Below are 16,515 nucleotides of genomic sequence, written 5' to 3' on the forward strand. Positions count from 1 at the left end.
TGATTAAAGATTAGATATCTGATATCTTAACATCACTAGGCAAACTCTATAAGCCAGGGGTTTCCCCCTGTCGCCAGGGTCGATCACGTCAGTAAGAAACCGCGAGCGGGTCCTTCCCTGTTGATTTCCACCGAATCCCCTACTGGCTCAGATGGGTCAATTCTGGGTGGACATCAACAGGGTATGGCCGATGAGCGAGCGTCCGTCCTTTACGATTGGATGGCCGGTTACGGGGCGGAGCCGACGCCTGAACGTCCGCGCAGCGACGCATGTGACCGTCCGCTCCTGGCCGACGGCTACCCCATGCATGCTGCCGCCCGGATCGGCCCGCTCAGGACGCTGAAATAAGTGCCGGCAAATCGGCGATATTCGGCGTACTGCAGCCATGAATCCTTGCGTCGGTCGTAAGCTCGCGGATCAAACGCAGCGCGATGCTGGGTTCATGATTCCGGGGATGTGGATGTGATGTGGATTCTTGAACTTCGACAACCAACGGCGCAAATCAGTGGTTGGATGGAATCGCCAGCGGCTCGTCAAGAAAGTTCAAAGTTAAATGAACCAAACGTCGGATAGTTCAAACTTAAGTGACCGAAGGGTTCAAAGTTACTTGAGCAGCAAGTTCGGGGGAGCCCATCGTAGCGGCATACCCGATTCAAAGTGAATTGAATCTCGACAGTGGAGATCGATGCTGCGATTGTTGAGATTCGTTTAAGTTCGAACCCAGGCAGGGAAAACCCCTATCCGACTGACTGCTGGAGATGCGGGCACTTCGTGGCGCCCCACAGCCGCCACGACGTACGCCACTTGATCACCGCGCGCTAGCGACGCGGCACCACTGATACGGATACACGCCTTTTCCGATATGGGCCTGAAAAGTCCTGCATGATCCGGCGTCAAGCAGGAATCCGTAGTCGGCTAACGCCTGGCCGGACTCGGCGAGTTCGGCCGAATCCTTCGCTGCATCCTCCCGACCGCCGGTCCAGTAGCCCGGTACTAGCGCGTACACAGGGCCGCCTCGGGTCCTGACGATATCGTGAATCTTGTTGTCGTATGCCGGTCGCGCCTGCGGAAACGCCGACCTGATCGTGGCAAAGGCAACCGTATCGGGGAACATCGGCACCAGCCAGCCGAGCGGCGGATCGCCGGCAGTGAGCAACACGGTTGTCGTCTGTGGCGTGGGCAGTTGCGGCACATCTGCGACGAACATCTTTTTCGCCCAGGATTCATGTCCCCAGGAATGGGCGCCTCCAATCAGCACCCCGATAGAGCTCAGTACCAGCAACACTCGCGCTACGTTCCGTGCCGCACGCTGGGTAAGCACCTGCGTGAGCAACAAATAAATGAAGAGAGGCACGCAAAGCTCGATGGCCACCAGATACCGCTGAATGCTGAACGCCTTCATCCACACGAGATACCCAATGGCGACATAAGCCACCACATAGCGGGCAGGCGAAGGCAGTCCCGGCACAGACACGCCCTTGCGTCTGCGCACAAGCGTTGCGATGACCCACCACCAGAAGATCACGTACGCTGCGGCCCAGATTGCCTGATGCAGTTCCACCTGGCCCACGCGGTGTGGATTAATTGAAAAGACGAACGGGAAAACCAAAGCCTCCCAGATGCTGTTGGGGAGCCACTTTGTATCCACGGCCCCGACGCTCGATGTCAGCGCGCTCGGGAAAATGGCACTGTATTGCGGATAGACCGGATTTCCGTACAGGCGCCACAATTCCAGAAACCAGTACCCCCCCGTTGCAGCCAGACCGAGCAGCACGCCAACGCCGAAGACAAACGCCACGCGCAGGCGTGCAACGGACGATATTGGAGCGAACAGCAGCCCCCCGCACAGCGCGACTGAATAGACGACGGTGGTCAGCTTCAACCCCGCACCCAGACCGGAGATCACACCGCCGATTGCCACGGTCAACAGGACGCGCGCGCTCACCTCGGCCAGCCGGGACCAAACCGTCATCACGATCAGCAGGGCACCGAGGCAAAAAAGCGACGTTGTGTTGTCGCCCATCGAATTGCCTATCCCGGACATGAAGTTCGCAGTAAAACATCCGGCAAGTGCGAGCCAGAATGGCGTCCGATACCGCTCCTGCTCCGGCAGATCGGCAAACACCAGACGGCACACGCCAAGCAGCAGCACAAAGTTGAGCCCCTGCAGAACGCCCATGACAAAGCCCACCAGCATCGCCGGCAGGTGCATCGCCATCAGGTAGTAGGGAACATCCAGCAGCGGGTTGAAATAGCTCTGCATTCCGGCGGGCGCCAGATCGATGGCCATCTTCCCATGCAGCAACGCAAACGCGTTGTAGAGATGATAGTTGCGAACATCCCAATTCGAATCCGCACCCTGCATAAACGAATAGACACCGTATATCAGCGGCACGATCCAGCATGCGCGCGTCAAGGCGCGAGGGCTGTTCATACTCGGCATGAGGAACCAGCGCCCGCGCGCGGTGGAATTTCTATTCATTTCGTTTTACGTAACAAATGATCAGGCTATGCCTTGAACGCCCAGAATTTTGCGGCGAAGAAATTGACAAACATTCCTGCGACAGAGCCGCAAGCCACGGCAATCAGAGGGACCAGCCGCGAGCCATGAACGGTAAGCACAACGACCGAATACGCTGCGTAGTTCACACTGGCGCCACCGAGCATGGATAGCAGATAGCGCCACCATTCGACCCACGCGGACCTCTCGGCTCGCTCGCGGAAAGTGTGCCGCCGGTTGATACGCCACGTCACCCAGACAGCGGCCATGAACGACACGATCCGCCCCGCAAAAAAACCGAGCCCGCAGGCCAATGCCAGATACAGGACGCCGGCGTCGACGACGAAGCCGATTACGCCGGCGATCGCGAACCGGACGAATTGACTGCCGATCACGAGCGGTTTGGCCCCGGAACAGCGAGATAAGCCATCCGCTTGGTCTCGGCCCGGCCATGTGTGACGGTGTCGAGCACGATGCCGCAGACGAGCAGAATGCTCCCGAGCAGCATGAGCGCCGCGCATAGCAATGCGGTCGGCAAGCGCGGCACGAGCCCGGTCTCCAGATAGGTCTGCAGCAGCGGTATCGCGAACAGAATTGAAGCAAGTGCGCAAACCAGTGAAGCCGACGAGAAAAACAGAAATGGCTTCTCTGATTTCAGGAGCCTGGCGATGGTGACGAGGATACGAAAGCCGTCACGGTACGTATTCAGCTTGCTGGCGGAACCTTCCGGTCGCGACCTGTAAACGGTGGCTACTTCCGAAACCGGCATCCTCAATTCCAAGGCATGCACGGTCAGCTCGGTTTCGGTTTCAAAGCCGGACGCATGCGCCGGGAAGGACTTGACGTAGCGCCGGGAAAAGACGCGAAAACCAGAAAGCATATCCGTGAAAGTGTTGCCGAAGACTGACGACACGCATCGGGTCAACATAACATTGCCAAACCGATGACCGAATCGGTACGCGGACTGCTCTTCGCTGATACGGGTTCCCACAACCATGTCCAGGCTTTCGTCGACGAGCATCGAGACCATACCGGGGGCTGCATCGGCGTCGTAGGTATCGTCACCGTCGACCAGCACGTAAACATCCGCCTCGACATCTGCGAACATACGCCGGATGACATTGCCCTTGCCCCCCAATGTGACTTTGCGCACCGTTGCGCCTGCCGCCCGCGCCACTTCGATGGTTCCATCGGTGGAATTGTTATCGAAAACGAACACTTCAGCTCCGGGCAACGCGTTCTTGAAGTCGCGTATCACTTTCGGAACCGTCAACGCTTCGTTGAGGCAGGGAATCAGGACGGCGACTCGGCCGGTGGACAATGCGGTCATTCGATTTAGGCTGAGGTAAAAGGTCGATCAGGCGACGGGATGAGCCGCAGCCCGGCGGCAACGGCCGACCGGCAAAGGGGCATTTCTTTCTATTATCGCAGCCTGTCTGCCCGATCTTTACGAGCGAGCGTACGAGTATAGAGACCGCCTTGGCCGCGCGCAACGAAGTTTGCGGATTTCGTAGCGCTGGCCGCCAAGCCACGGCCAGCCGGTTGTGCCGCCCTGCCCACCGGGGATTCCCGCTGCTTTCCGGTTACGTTCGACTACCGAAATTTAATACACGTCAGTCCTGTCTGACGAGGTCTCACCGCAGTCACCTTAACGGGCTTAAGCGGTTGCCCTTCGTTATCAAGTTCGAAGACGCCAACGGCGCATTGCCGCTGGGGTGTATGCACAAGCAATCCGACGAACGAGCTAGTCGGGTCGGACGGTTTGGCCCCTTCCTCGGCGATCAGCAGATAATGCGCATCTTTCTGCGGCGTAAAGGTCGCGGGCATCATGCAGACGTTCTGCTCGTAAGAGATCACGAGCGGACTGCCCGGCACGACTTTTACCGGCACTGCGCCCGGGCTGCCGTCGACAGATGTTTTCCCCGTGTAGCAGCCCTTTTCATTCAATGTCAGGAGATAGACTCCAGTGCCCTGGATGCGGAGATCCGCGGCGGGCTCCGAGTCTTTTGGAAAGGGATATGGATGGCCAATGGTGGTACAGCCCGCGAGAAGGGAGAATACGCAGGCGATTGTTATTCTGGACTTCATGACTTTCTTTTTTAATGTAGAGAAACTATCTGGTCAGTGAGCCAACGAGCGTCTGTTGCGCCTGCGGGACATTCGCGAGGCACGTCGCTCGACGCAATTTGCGCGCGCTGACCGACGCCCGCTTACTCGGCCTTCGCGGCACTCGCGGGATCGGTTTGGGCCGTCGGCTCGGAAGCCGAGGCATCCTTCGGCGGCGCTTCTTCCTTGATCTCATAGGACGGGTCGCGCACCCAACGGCTCAGGTCCTTGCTGATCACAATGGTTGTGCGATCGAGAATCGAGCAGCTTCCCTTGAACGCGCCCCACATGCCGCCCACCGACCAGCGGTTAATCTTCGTGTGACGGACGACCTTACCGTCCTCAAGCAGATCGGCACTCACCGTCGTAGCCTTGGGGCCGCTCCATGCACCGCCGCCGACGCCCAGTACGTGGGTGATCTGCAATCTGAGAATCTTCGCGCCGCCCGCGTCGGTTTGCGACGCGATGGTGCCGTCGCCCGTTTTGTTGATGCGGCGAAGTGCGTCGCCTACGTGGCGCGTCAGCATGTCTTCAATGTGACATTCGTTCTTGATCTGGTCGACGACGCTGGCATCCGGCGCGTAGGTGACTGGGGTTTCCAGTAAAACCTGACTGGCGGCGAAGACGGAGGTTGTTGAGAAGCAGAGAGCGGTGAGGAGGAGTTTTTTCACGGCGTGGCGTTTTCTAGTTTTTTGGTTTGGTGTGGATTATCGGTTCGTGCGGCGGATCAAATGTATCGAGCGCTGCGAGTGCGGAGGTTATCGCCTCACGACGTCGCCTGGAAAATGGATTTGTGCGTACTTCATTCGAAGCTGAAGCGGAGGTCTTTGACGATCTGTTCGTTACCCCACTTGAACGAACAGACGCGAGCCACCTCGACGCTGACTGTTTTCGATCCCGCAGTCTGCTTTTCACTGACAGGCAAGCATCCGCCCTGAATGGTCACAGTCGGGACGCCTTGGTTCGACAGCGGGAATTCGACGCCTGCGTCCTCGGGAATTGTGTGAGTGAGCGAGACGTTTTCGATGTAGTCGTCGGGCGCCGAAAGAATCACGGCGTTGTCGACTGATAGGGTGTAGTAGTCGTGCTGGAACGGCACCTCAGTGATACATATTCTTGAGGTGTGCTGACCGAAAGTTTGTGTCTGGCATTTTGGCGCTGCCGCGAATGCTGGTAGAGCGCCAAGTAGGAGAGAGAGCGTGAAGATGTTTTTCATATGAGCGGGAGTTTCAGGAAAATGATGGTGTACGCCTGCGAAGACGTGTCGTGCGTACGAAAATCGCATTTGTTAAGGTCCCGCGATAACGCTGCTGGCCGTCATTGGCGAAAGTCAATTCACCCGGGAAAAGAGGACTGGGCAGCAAGGCGCGCGCACCGGCCGACTCCGCCACCTCGCTTAAACCGGGCTGCACTTCCAGCGTCGGTTCGTCGACCTTGAAGCACGGCGTCTCGACCGGAACCTTGCCGTAGTCTTCCCGTGGCCCGCGCTACTTCGCCGTGCGCTGCTGGTCATTCTCGTTTTCACGCAACTGTGCGTTGCGGGTTCTTCTGGTGGATTCGCTCGATGCACGCGATTGTGCAGTCGCAGCATTCGTACGACGAATAACGGCCCAAGCCAGGTGTTCTTTAGGAATATTTGGCAATATTTTTTAATTACATTTAACTTTCGATAGTTCGCTAGCAGCCAGGAACACCGCCATACGCACTCAATTCCAGCGCAGTCGAAGTGAACATAGGTTGACCCGATAATTGAACAGAGTACAATTTTGATCTCTGTTCAAATTTATCGAAACCGATGAGTGCCACCGATACGACTGGACGTCGGGCTCGCAAACGTCAAAGCATCCTGGAACGAGTGGCGAGCCTTGCAGGCGATCTATTTCAGCGGGACGGGTACGAATCCGTGACGATGGAACAGATCGCGCAGGTAGCCGATATCGCGCGAGGCACGCTATACAACCACTTCCCGACCAAAGAAGCTGTGCTGGCATCCTGGATCCATCAGGAACTTGCGCGAGATTTGCAGGGCTTCGCGCTCGGCATAACCGCACACACGGAATTCGCGGACGGCGTCCCTCCACTGCTGGATCTATCCGCCCAGTGGTGCACAGCGCACAGAGAATTGCTGCCGCCGTATCTGAAGTTCTGCTTTGCGGGCATCCAGGCGTCCACGACTGACGGCGGCGCCGATGGGCTTGTAGCGCTCTACACGCAGATGATCCGCAATAGCCAGCACGTCGGAAAAATCCGCGCCGACCTCGGCGCTGCGCATCTTGCCACGCTCTTTCATCACCTTTATCTGGGCGCGCTGATGCGTTGGCTGGCCCTGCCGAATCTTGAACTGCGCCGCGAATTCGCTCTTGCGATCGATGTCTTCCTGCAAGGCAGCGCCCGCGCGCCGAACGAAGAATAAGAGGGATCCAGATGAAACTCCTCGCATTGACCTACGGCACCGAAGGCGACACGAGACCTCTCGCTGTGCTGTGCCGCGCCTTGATGGATGCGGGACACGAGGTCATGCTGCTCGCCGATGGCGCAACGCTTGGGAGCGCCATCGCCCTGGGCGTTCCTCATGCGGCGTTGAGCGGAAACATAAGAGACGAGTTGAGTACCTTGATGGCCAGCGGCAAAGGCGTCAACGCCACAGCGGCGAGTCTGGCGAGCATCGCAAACGCCAAGACGCGCAGCTGGATGCAGCAGACCGCCGAGGCGGCCATAGGCTGCGATGGATTGATCGTATCGGGCCTGGCGGCCTTCGTGGGTTTATCCGTTTCCGAGCATCTCGGCATACGCGTGATCGGCGCCGGCCTGATACCCATCTCTCCGACACAGGCATTTGCCTCGCCATTCCTTCCTTCTCGCTGGATGCCCGCGGCGTTAAATCGGATCAGCCATCATGCAGTGAACAATCTGCTATGGCTCGCTTTCCGCAAAGCGACCAACAGCGCAAGACAAAGCGTGCTTGGGCTGCCACCGCGCCGGAAACTATGGACAGCGCACCCCATGCTATACGGCGTCTCCCCCGCGCTGTTACCCGAACCGCAGGATTGGCCCGCGCACACGCTACTGTGCGGGCAATGGCTGGCGCCTGCCGAGTCATGGGTACCACCGGCTGCGCTTAAAGCATTTCTGGATGAGGGCGAACCTCCCGTGTATCTGGGATTCGGCAGCATGGTCGGATTCGACCGGAAAGCCGTGCTGAATGCCTTCATAGACGCTGCGCAAGGGCTTCGCGTGCTCCTGTATCCAGGCTGGTCCGGCACGCCCGACGATATGACGCTGCCCGACAATTTCTTCATCGTCGAAGAAACACCCCATCAATGGCTGTTCCCGCGGACCTCGCTGGTTATCCATCACGGCGGCAGCGGCACGACTCATTCGGCGTGTCGCGCAGGGGTACCATCGGTCGTGTTGCCTTTTGCAGGAGACCAGTTCTTCTGGGCCGATCAACTGAAACGCCTCGGCGTAGCCGGCGACCCAGTAGCAACGCGCAAGCTGGAACGGGACAAGCTCAAACAGGCGATCAGATTTGCACAGCGTGCAGAGACGAGGCAACGCGCCTCTGCGCTTGGAAAACGAATGGCGCAGGAAAACGGCACAGCAACCGCCGTTGCGGAGATAGAGACGCTCCTTCGCACATGATTCAGCGAACCCTGCGGCGATGGGCACAACTCAGCGTGCTCCACCATTCATCGTATTGGAAATAGAGAAAATGTTTTCGCCGTAGTTAACGAAGTCCCGTTTCATTTCAACGTGCCATTTCAGGAAATTAAGACTCGTTGATTCGCGCGGAAGCATCCAGTCATGCAGTTCGATAATAACCAGCGGAAACCGGTCCAATACTGCTGTGTAGCGTGAAAACAGATCCGATTCGGCACCTTCGATGTCGATCTTAAGAATGAACGGCGTGCCGCTCGATTTCGCCAACACCTGCTCCAGCGTCATCGCTTCAACCGCATTGGAGTGTTCACCGGGTTGCTCCGCTGTGCGATAGCCCCACGCGCCAACGCCTGGATCATTCAGATAAAGCGTTCCGCTATTTGCCGCGATAGCCGCGTTCAGCGGCAAGACGGACGGAAACGAAGCCGTGTTGAGTTTGAGCAACCCGTAGTTCGCGGCGTCCGGCTCAACGGCGAGGACCTTGGCCTTGGGGTAGGTCAGCGCAAACCAGACCGCTGCGGCGCCCATGTTGGCACCCGCGTCGACGATGATGGGATCGGGACAGGCCTCGTAAAAATCGCCGATCTCGTTCGAGCGGGCCAGGTGATCCGTCGCATAGTCCCGGTTAAAAAAAATCTGCTCGCATACCATGCGATCCGCCGTCGAAGGCCGGTAAATGAAATGCCTTCCTCCTGGCAGGCGCAATCCGTGCAGACCGTATCGGGCGCTGCCCCAGGTGTCCGCGTGCCTGCGTTGCGGTCGAAGCGCTCGCAGCAGCGCCGGGGGTATCACGGACTTAAGCGTGGCCTTCAAGAGATCGTGCAAGTCAGTTCTCCAGATCGCACTACCGGCAAAAGCGCCACTCGCGGAACACCCATGTGAATCCGCGGCGCCACCGTTCAACGAAAACTAAAATATTCTGGGCATCGAATGATGTACAGCGCATAACGAAAAATGGCGCATAGGGTCTGATATCCGTCCGAAGGCGTGATAACGGCTTTCATTTCGCCCTCCGCCGGCTACGTGCGCAAACGCACCGACAACACCCACCCCGATATCGCGTAATAACGCCACAAATTCCAAGTCTTAAAACCATGGCACGGCGAAAGCATTGGAAAAGCCCCCGCGGCGAATGCTGTGAGTCGCCGCAAGGACAGAGAGACGAATAAAGTGGACTTCAAAATGCATCCTGTCGATTTCGGCGGACATTTCGGTTGGCTTTACGAGCCAGTGTCACGGCCTGACAAAACCAGGCAATTAGGGATCGTGCTCTGCGGCCCCCTCGGCCATGAAGCTTTATGGCTGCATCAAACCATCCGCTCGCTCGCCGACCGTCTCGCGGACCAGGGATTTGCAGTACTAAGATTCGACTACGCCGGCACCGGCGACTCCGTTGATACCGGCAAGCTCGTCGAACCGGACAAATGGGTAGACGAAGCGATCGAAGCCGTGGATTTCCTCAGACGAACAACGGGCATCGAACGCGTCGCGCTTATCGGGGTCCGCTTTGGCGCGATGGTTGCCGCGCAGGCCGCGCGTGCAGCGCGCGTCGATACGGTGGCGCTCATCGCGCCAGTCGTGGTTGGGCGGCAGTTCGTGCGAGAAATGGATGTCCTGCAGCGCACGTGGCTCGACAAGACGGCCCGCCATGTGGCCAGCTATACAGAACCTGCCGACGCATTCGATGTGCTGGGGCATCGCTTCAGCCGCGCCGCCATCGAAGCAATCGGCAAATACGATTTGCGCCGGGTCACGTCGATACCCGCGAGCAGCCTGTTGATCGTTCACGCCGGCAGTCAGGGTCCCAGCTACGAGCTGGCGAACCTGTACAGCACGCTTGGCGCAAAGGTCGATTCCCTGCCGTTTCCCGAATATCCTGAGGCGATGCAGCCCTCATGGCTCGCCGTCTTGCCTCGGGCGGCATTGAGTTCGATCGAGACATGGTTCGTCCGCGAAGGAGCACGCTCACCCGCGCCGTTTCCGCCCGCTGCATTTGACGCAGTGGCGCCCTCAGCGCCTTCCCGGCGCGCAGTCGGTTTGCACGGCATTGTCGAGACACCGGTCGAGCTTGCCGATGGACGTTTATTCGCCATGCTGTGCGAACCGGGCGGCCGTTCGGAACGCTCGCCGCTTGTCGTCATCGCCAACACTGCCGCAACGCATCATGTCGGCGACGGCCGGTTTAACGTCGAACTCGCCCGTTCGCTGGCACAAGCGGGAATCGCATCGCTGCGACTCGATGCAGACGGCATTGGTGACAGCCGCGGTGCGGGGACAGTTGCGAACCCGTCCTTGCTCAGTTACGACCAGCTCGCCGCCGATACGTCGCTGGCGGTCGACTGGGCCGTCGACAGGGGGCATCCGCGCGTCGCCGTCTTCGGGATCTGTTCAGGCGCCTATCTGGGGCTTCACGCAGCCACGAAAAACCCGGCCGTCGCCGCCCTCCTGCTGGTCAATCTCCAGGGTTTCGACTTTCCGGTTGGCTTCAGGATGTGTGACGCCGCAAAGATCGGCGCAGGTTCAACACGCGCCCATTTCCGCGCCATGCTTCGCGCGCAAAAATGGTCGCAGGTTCTGCGCGGTGAGGTTAGCTTGCGGCCGGTGTTGCGAACGCTGTCCCGCTATGCCATCGACACGGTCGTGAGTGCCGTCGCGTCATTGACCGGCGACGCGAACGGCAGCGCGGTGAACAAGGGCTCGCGCGCCCGGCGGCGCATGATGGATCTCGATGCGCGAGGCGTCCGGGTCCGGCTGCTCTTCAGTCCGCTGGATCACGGGTTGGACGAACTACGCCTGCACTTCGGCCGCGGCGGACGCCGGCTCAACAAGCTGGCGCATGCCAGCGCGATGGTGATTCCGAACATGGACCACGAGGTGTTGAATCCTGCGGCACGGCAGCGGGTTGCCGCGTTGTGCGAGACATTTTTCACCCAGGCGTTCGCGCCCAAATGAGTGTGGCCGAGCGCACAAACGCATGTAGTTCGCCGCCCCGCGCGCATCGTCATCGACTATCTTTTTCAGGTGGACTCCCGGAGGTTGCACTCGCCTGCATCGGTAACGTGTGAGTGTCACAGCGTCCCCCTTCGTCAGACATTCGCAGAGACCACAGCCAGGGCTTGATTCAACAAATAAAATGAACACGCGCCCCGATCCCATCGAGCACACGTCCATTCGAAAACTGACTCGACGTGCTGTGCTGCGCGGTATGGCATCGGCCACGCTGGCCGCGCTGGCCGCGACGCCGCCCCGCCTATACGCGCAACATGTGGCGATGGGGGTCGTCAATCCGCCGGTTCAACTCGACGATGTCTGGTTAGTCGACCAGACCGGCAGGAAGCAACGGTTGAACGACTTGCTGAGTCAGCACGTGAGCGCGCTGCAGACGATCTATACCGGTTGCAGTTCGGTATGCCCGTTGCAAGGTGCGCTGTTCAATGCGGTCCAGGACCGGATACCAAATATCCGCGCAAATCATCCGGTTCAATTGCTGTCGATCGGAATCGATCCGCTGTCCGATTCGCCCCCGGCGTTGCACGAATGGCTGATGCGTTTTCAGGCGGGCCCTGCTTGGCACGCAGCAACGCCGACATTGGGCGATGTCGACCGGATACGCACGGCGCTCTCGGGTAGCCGCTTGCCACTCGGGAACCTCGCCGATCATGCAACGCAGATCTATTGCTTCGATGCGAGCGCAAAGCTGCGCTGGCGTAGTGCCGACCTTCCGCGTGCAGACGAAATCTGCGATGTGCTCAACGCGCTAGGACGAGTGTAGTCCGACGTTCAAGGATACCGAGGCCATGGCACGCATTCTTTCCGCAAGAACCTTCGTCCGATCGCTCGACCAGTGCGTGAAGGCCCTGCTCCTGATCGCATTCGCGTCGACCTTCGCGACACTATCCGGACTCGCCCAGGCGCAAACGTCCGCTTCGGTCGCACTGACTGGTTCGAGCTTTTGTGCGGACGTCGACTCGCAGTCGCTAGCACCGGGCGCCGCGGTCATTACCTGGACCTGCAACGGCGGCACCAATCAGAGTTGGCTGCCGTCGTCTTCAGGAAGTCAATACACCCTGCTGAATCAGAACAGCAATCTGTGCATGGACGTGTCGGGCGCAAGCAAGGTCGCAGGCGCCCCGGTCATTCAGTGGACCTGCAATGGCGGCACGAACCAAAGCTTCACGCTGAAGGCGCAGGGCAGCGGCTACGCGATCGTCGCGGTGCACAGCGGCATGTGCCTCGCCGCGGCGAGCCAGACCAATCAGGGGTCCCAGGTCCTGCAGCAGGTGTGCAACGGCAGTGCGCTGCAAACCTGGCAGGTCAACGGCCTGCCTCTACCTGCTTTGCCTTCCAAGTGGACCGCGCCGATCACGCTGCCAATTATTCCTGTAGCGGCCGCCAATCTGCCTGACGGGACCGTGCTGGTCTGGTCAGCCGATAGCCCGTTGAATTTCACACCGGGTGAAGTCACGCCGGGCAACACCTACACGGCGATTTTCAATCCCACCACGAATACCAGCAAAGAGGTGCTGGTTACCAACACCGGGCACGACATGTTCTGCCCGGGCATCGTCAATCTGCCGGACGGCCGCATCTATGTGACAGGCGGCTCAAGCAGCGACTTGACCAGTTTCTACACGCCTTCAACCCATGCGTGGACTTCAGGCAACCCGATGAACATTCCGCGTGCCTACCAGGGCAGCGTCACGTTGAGCAACGGCGGTGTGTTCCTGGTGGGTGGCTCATGGAATGGCCCATTGGGCGGCAAGACCGGCGAAACGTGGACGTCGGGTTCGGGATGGCAACTCAATAGCGCGATACTCGACGACTACATCCTCACGAACGACGCAGGCGGAATATTCCGCGCCGACAACCACGCGTGGTTGTTCGCGGTCTCCAATGGCCGTGTCTTCCACGCGGGGCCGAGCAAGGCAATGCACTGGTTCGATACGGCGGGCGCCGGCAGCGTGACCCAGGCCGGCAATCGGGGCAACGACAACGATGCGATGAACGGCAACGCCGTCATGTACGATGTCGGCAAAATTCTCGCCGTCGGCGGTGCGCCAAGCTACGACTCCTCCCCCGCCACGTCGAACGCGACGCTCATCAATATCAGCAGCGGCACCGCGGTCACCACCACGATCCGCTCGATGAACTATCAGCGCGCCTTCAACAACAGCGTCGTGTTGCCGAACGGACAGGTCGTGGTGGTGGGTGGCCAAACCTTCGCCCAACCTTTCTCGGACGACACCGCGGTGTTGACACCGGAGTTGTGGGACCCGACCAAGCAAACCTTCTCGCCGCTGGCTCCACAGGCTGTACCGCGCGTGTATCACAGCGTTGCGCTGCTGCTGCCGGACGGCCGCGTGCTGAGCGGCGGTGGCGGACTCTGCGGCACCTGTTCGACCAACCACCCCAACGTCGAAATACTGACCCCGCCGTATCTGCTCAATGCGAATGGGTCCGCTGCAACCCGGCCGACCATCAGCTCGGCGCCGACCGTGGCTCAACTCGGTACGTCGATCGCGGTGAGCGCCAGTAGCGGCGTAAAGGCATTCGCGCTGATGCGCCTGTCGTCCGTCACGCATTCGGTCAACAACGAGCAGCGGCGCGTGCCGGTAAGTTTCAAGGTAGGCACCGCAGGCGAATATCTGATAACCATCCCTTCCGATCCGAGTGTCGTGGTGCCAGGGTACTACATGCTCTTCGCGCTGAACGCGAACGGCGTGCCGAGCGTGTCGCGCACGCTGCAGATCCAGTGATGGCATCGCCGTCCCAACGCCCGGCGGCACACGTATTGATCGGCCTCGTGCTGGCCGCGGTGGCATTGCTGGTCAATGCAGTCCATGCCGCCGACGCCGCCGGGCAGTGCGAGGCCGCCGATCTGGGATGCGCGATCTTCAATGGGCAGCATGCGCTCGCGGCGCAACTGCGCGGCGACGATCGCACGCTGCCCGCCTCTACAACCCGATGCATCAACTGCCATACCCAAACCGATCCGGCGGGAGCCTTCGCACCGCCTTTGACGCGCGACTATCTGCTCGACGCGGTAAACCGCCGCGGGGGGCCGCCCAGTCACTACGACCTGGCGAGCTTCTGCCGCGTGCTCAAGGAGGGTGTCGATCCGGCCGGCGTCGTGCTGCGCAAGTCGATGCCTCACTACCAGATCTCCGATGCCGAGTGCACAGCGCTCTGGCGTTTCATCACAAATCGTTAGGTAGCCTATGAACCGGAAAACCAGGTATTTCCCCTGGCCCTCTGCACCATTTCCCGGCGCTTCAGTTCGGGATGTCGTGATTCGACTGCAGGATGGCGTTTTCACGCGCTATGCGAAGCACTCCGAAGACAATGCGCGGTGTTACGCTGAAGCAAGAAGCCTTCGCGGCAGTGAGCCGCCGTTCAGCGGCAAAATCAGCAGCCACGAGAACATACCGCGAAGCGCCATTGCCGGCGAACGGCGAAACATCGCTGCGGGAGCGACTGCGATGGAATTCAAAACATATATAGCGTTAATAACCTGGGTGTTTAGCAGTGCTGCTTTCGCATGGCAGCCACTCACCTATCCAATCCGAAGCCAAAGCGCCTACCAGCGCAGCGTCGACACGGCGATGTGTTATGCCCAGGCGAACAGAGAGTCCAAGGTCAACATCGTCCACGAATCGCAACTGCCACCGCGCCAACCTGTTGCGACCAGGACTTCATCGACCGGCGCGCCGTCGCGCCCCCCGCTTCCTCCCAGCTCCTTCTCGGCAGGTCCGTTTGGCGCCAGCATGCCGGCTGCCGCCGCGCCGGCCGCAAGCGGAGCCGCTGCAACCACAGCAAACAACGCAGCAGCGATGAAGCCCGCGAGCGCACCCGCGGCATCGGCTGCGGCAACCACCGCGGCATCGGCAGCAGCAACCACCGCGGCGGCTTCGGCGGCGGTCGCAGGCAACGGCGCTTCGGAAACTTTAGCAGGCGGCGCATCGGAGAGCGCGGCAGCGTCCGGCGTGAAGCTGCCGCCCCTGCCCGCGCCCGAGCCGCCGATGACCCGGTATTGGGCCGTGTATGGCGCGTGCATGCAGGCGCGGGGGTATGTGGTCACACAGTAATCCCGCGAGTCCGCTTGCAGGCCTCGTTGCCGTACGGTGTACTTTTTGATTCCGGCGCCAGCATTTGACGCCCGTTTTCGACATGGCAATGCTTAGCGACATTACCTCCGATGAGCACGATTTCCCCCAATGCAGGCACTGCGGTGCGCTGCTAGCCGACCGCTTTACGCCCTGTCCTTCGTGCAATGCGCGTCCGCTCGATCCGCTGGGCAGGCGCTCCGCGCCGCCGGCGCCCCTTAAAATGCCGCTGACTGACAGCGACGCGCTGTTCGGGCCGCAGTTGCCGGTACGCAAGATCTGGCGGCCGTCCTCGCGCGCACTCGTCAATCCGTACGATGTCGCCGAAGAGCCGCAAGTTGCCGTACCGGTCGCCCAGAAACTGCGCCGCCCGCTTGTGATGGGCGCGTCATTGATGGTAGTGACATCCGCTGTGTATCTGGGTTTCATTCACACGAACGACGGGGAAATCAGCCCCCCAATCGCGGTATCCGGCAAAGTGACGGCCCAGAACGGCAAGCCGCCGGTCGGGGCGGTTGTTCTCGCCCAACGGTCCGCGCCGGTGTTCGCCGCGCAACAGCCGGCGTCGGCCGCACTCGCGCCGCGCGCCGCGCCGGTACGTTCCCCACCTATCGCGCAGCCGGCTACAGCAGCACCGGCTACACGTCGTGTCGTGGCAGTCGCCTCGTCGGCTGCGAAGCACAATCCCGGCAGCCCGCCGGACAAGCCTCGCGTGGATGTCTCGAGGCAGCTCAGAGCCGCCCGCGCCAATCTGCAGCAAAACAATCTTGCCGGTACCAAGGCGAGGCTCGCGGCGGCTATTGCCGCACAGCCGGACAACCGCGACGCGCTGAGCATTCGCACCACGCTCGTCGAACGTGAGCAGCAACGCGACGCGCTACTGAGCCTGGCGCGCGGCTGCGGCTATATCGCGCGATGGGGATGCGCCTGGCACAACGCCGCGAATGCGCTGCTGCTCGATTCGAGCAGCAAGGAAGCACAGAATCTCGCCTCGCTCGCCATGCGCGAGTCTGAACTCGCAAGCGCAATGCCGCCGCCGGCCCCCGCGCCAGAGACGCCGGCCCCCGAAGACCGCACCCCTATCATCAGCCATCATTGACAGTGATGTGTCACGGTGGCCATCGCGTGCCACGCGCGCGACGCGGG

Annotated in this window: 15 protein-coding genes; 7 read left to right on the plus strand and 8 right to left on the minus strand. The window is 60.3% G+C overall.

The window, feature by feature from the left end; genetic code table 11:
• Window positions 1–808 precede the first annotated feature (808 nt).
• The 6 genes from GH665_RS17230 to GH665_RS17255 all read right to left on the minus strand — a co-directional run bounded on the left by GH665_RS17230 (window position 809) and on the right by GH665_RS17255 (window position 5,822).
• On the minus strand, window positions 809–2,290 hold the full coding sequence (locus tag GH665_RS17230; RefSeq protein WP_246216237.1) for a hypothetical protein: 1,482 nt from the start codon (window positions 2,288–2,290) through the stop codon (window positions 809–811).
• A gap of 218 nt (window positions 2,291–2,508) precedes the next feature.
• Entirely contained in the window at window positions 2,509–2,895 is a 387-nt protein-coding gene (locus tag GH665_RS17235; RefSeq protein WP_408271754.1) for a GtrA family protein, read from the minus strand.
• Window positions 2,892–3,830 carry a glycosyltransferase family 2 protein gene (locus tag GH665_RS17240; RefSeq protein WP_153136963.1) on the minus strand — a complete coding sequence of 313 codons (939 nt, stop codon included), beginning with the start codon at window positions 3,828–3,830 and terminating at the stop codon, window positions 2,892–2,894. The genes GH665_RS17235 and GH665_RS17240 overlap by 4 nt, the downstream gene beginning before the upstream one ends.
• Before the next feature lie 263 nt (window positions 3,831–4,093).
• Entirely contained in the window at window positions 4,094–4,588 is a 495-nt protein-coding gene (locus GH665_RS17245) for a hypothetical protein (protein ID WP_153136965.1), read from the minus strand.
• A gap of 122 nt (window positions 4,589–4,710) precedes the next feature.
• The gene (locus GH665_RS17250; RefSeq protein WP_153136966.1) at window positions 4,711–5,277 is read right to left on the minus strand and encodes a hypothetical protein; all 567 of its coding nucleotides are present in this window, start codon (window positions 5,275–5,277) and stop codon (window positions 4,711–4,713) included.
• Between the two features lie 131 nt (window positions 5,278–5,408).
• Window positions 5,409–5,822 carry a hypothetical protein gene (locus GH665_RS17255; protein ID WP_153136968.1) on the minus strand — a complete coding sequence of 138 codons (414 nt, stop codon included), beginning with the start codon at window positions 5,820–5,822 and terminating at the stop codon, window positions 5,409–5,411.
• A 579-nt stretch (window positions 5,823–6,401) separates the two neighbouring features.
• On the opposite strand from GH665_RS17255, the gene GH665_RS17260 reads away from it, so the two are divergent.
• Window positions 6,402–7,019, plus strand: a complete 618-nt coding sequence (locus GH665_RS17260; RefSeq protein WP_153136970.1) for a TetR/AcrR family transcriptional regulator — start codon at window positions 6,402–6,404, stop codon at window positions 7,017–7,019.
• An 11-nt stretch (window positions 7,020–7,030) separates the two neighbouring features.
• Window positions 7,031–8,248: a glycosyltransferase gene (locus tag GH665_RS17265; protein WP_153136972.1), complete on the plus strand. Its 1,218-nt coding sequence runs from the start codon at window positions 7,031–7,033 to the stop codon at window positions 8,246–8,248.
• A gap of 30 nt (window positions 8,249–8,278) precedes the next feature.
• On the opposite strand, the gene GH665_RS17270 is transcribed toward GH665_RS17265, so the two are convergent.
• Window positions 8,279–9,091, minus strand: coding sequence for an FkbM family methyltransferase (locus tag GH665_RS17270; protein WP_153136973.1), 813 nt, complete (start codon window positions 9,089–9,091; stop codon window positions 8,279–8,281).
• Between the two features lie 357 nt (window positions 9,092–9,448).
• Here GH665_RS17270 and GH665_RS17275 point away from each other — a divergent pair, with 357 nt between their 5' ends.
• The 4 genes from GH665_RS17275 to GH665_RS17290 all read left to right on the plus strand — a co-directional run bounded on the left by GH665_RS17275 (window position 9,449) and on the right by GH665_RS17290 (window position 14,477).
• Complete coding sequence (locus GH665_RS17275) at window positions 9,449–11,218, plus strand: alpha/beta hydrolase (protein ID WP_153136974.1); 1,770 nt, start codon at window positions 9,449–9,451, stop codon at window positions 11,216–11,218.
• 181 nt (window positions 11,219–11,399) lie between these two features.
• Window positions 11,400–12,038 (plus strand): SCO family protein, encoded by a 639-nt coding sequence (locus tag GH665_RS17280; RefSeq protein ID WP_153136976.1) that lies wholly within the window; start codon window positions 11,400–11,402, stop codon window positions 12,036–12,038.
• A 25-nt stretch (window positions 12,039–12,063) separates the two neighbouring features.
• Complete coding sequence (locus tag GH665_RS17285) at window positions 12,064–14,022, plus strand: RICIN domain-containing protein (RefSeq protein ID WP_153136978.1); 1,959 nt, start codon at window positions 12,064–12,066, stop codon at window positions 14,020–14,022.
• Entirely contained in the window at window positions 14,022–14,477 is a 456-nt protein-coding gene (locus tag GH665_RS17290; RefSeq protein WP_246216239.1) for a hypothetical protein, read from the plus strand. Before GH665_RS17285 ends, GH665_RS17290 begins: the two co-directional genes overlap by 1 nt.
• A 396-nt stretch (window positions 14,478–14,873) precedes the next feature.
• Here GH665_RS17290 and GH665_RS39655 read toward each other — a convergent pair whose 3' ends face one another.
• On the minus strand, window positions 14,874–15,344 hold the full coding sequence (locus GH665_RS39655) for a hypothetical protein (RefSeq protein WP_153136980.1): 471 nt from the start codon (window positions 15,342–15,344) through the stop codon (window positions 14,874–14,876).
• Window positions 15,345–15,439: 95 nt separating this feature from the next.
• Between GH665_RS39655 and GH665_RS17300 the strand changes: the two genes are divergently transcribed.
• Window positions 15,440–16,468, plus strand: coding sequence for a hypothetical protein (locus tag GH665_RS17300; RefSeq protein ID WP_153136981.1), 1,029 nt, complete (start codon window positions 15,440–15,442; stop codon window positions 16,466–16,468).
• Window positions 16,469–16,515: the final 47 nt, after the last annotated feature.

Source organism: Paraburkholderia agricolaris, assembly GCF_009455635.1.
Classification (GTDB): domain Bacteria; phylum Pseudomonadota; class Gammaproteobacteria; order Burkholderiales; family Burkholderiaceae; genus Paraburkholderia; species Paraburkholderia agricolaris.

Bases quoted from the DNA above. Each gene is read 5' to 3' on its own strand.
- GH665_RS17230 (WP_246216237.1), bottom strand. From the start codon at position 2,290: ATGGCCATCGATCTGGCGCCCGCCGGAATGCAGAGCTATTTCAACCCG.
- GH665_RS17240 (WP_153136963.1), bottom strand. From the start codon at position 3,830: ATGACCGCATTGTCCACCGGCCGAGTCGCCGTCCTGATTCCCTGCCTC.
- GH665_RS17245 (WP_153136965.1), bottom strand. From the start codon at position 4,588: ATGAAGTCCAGAATAACAATCGCCTGCGTATTCTCCCTTCTCGCGGGC.
- GH665_RS17255 (WP_153136968.1), bottom strand. From the start codon at position 5,822: ATGAAAAACATCTTCACGCTCTCTCTCCTACTTGGCGCTCTACCAGCA.
- GH665_RS17260 (WP_153136970.1), top strand. From the start codon at position 6,402: ATGAGTGCCACCGATACGACTGGACGTCGGGCTCGCAAACGTCAAAGC.
- GH665_RS17265 (WP_153136972.1), top strand. From the start codon at position 7,031: ATGAAACTCCTCGCATTGACCTACGGCACCGAAGGCGACACGAGACCT.
- GH665_RS17275 (WP_153136974.1), top strand. From the start codon at position 9,449: ATGCATCCTGTCGATTTCGGCGGACATTTCGGTTGGCTTTACGAGCCA.
- GH665_RS17280 (WP_153136976.1), top strand. From the start codon at position 11,400: ATGAACACGCGCCCCGATCCCATCGAGCACACGTCCATTCGAAAACTG.
- GH665_RS17285 (WP_153136978.1), top strand. From the start codon at position 12,064: ATGGCACGCATTCTTTCCGCAAGAACCTTCGTCCGATCGCTCGACCAG.
- GH665_RS17290 (WP_246216239.1), top strand. From the start codon at position 14,022: ATGGCATCGCCGTCCCAACGCCCGGCGGCACACGTATTGATCGGCCTC.
- GH665_RS17300 (WP_153136981.1), top strand. From the start codon at position 15,440: ATGCTTAGCGACATTACCTCCGATGAGCACGATTTCCCCCAATGCAGG.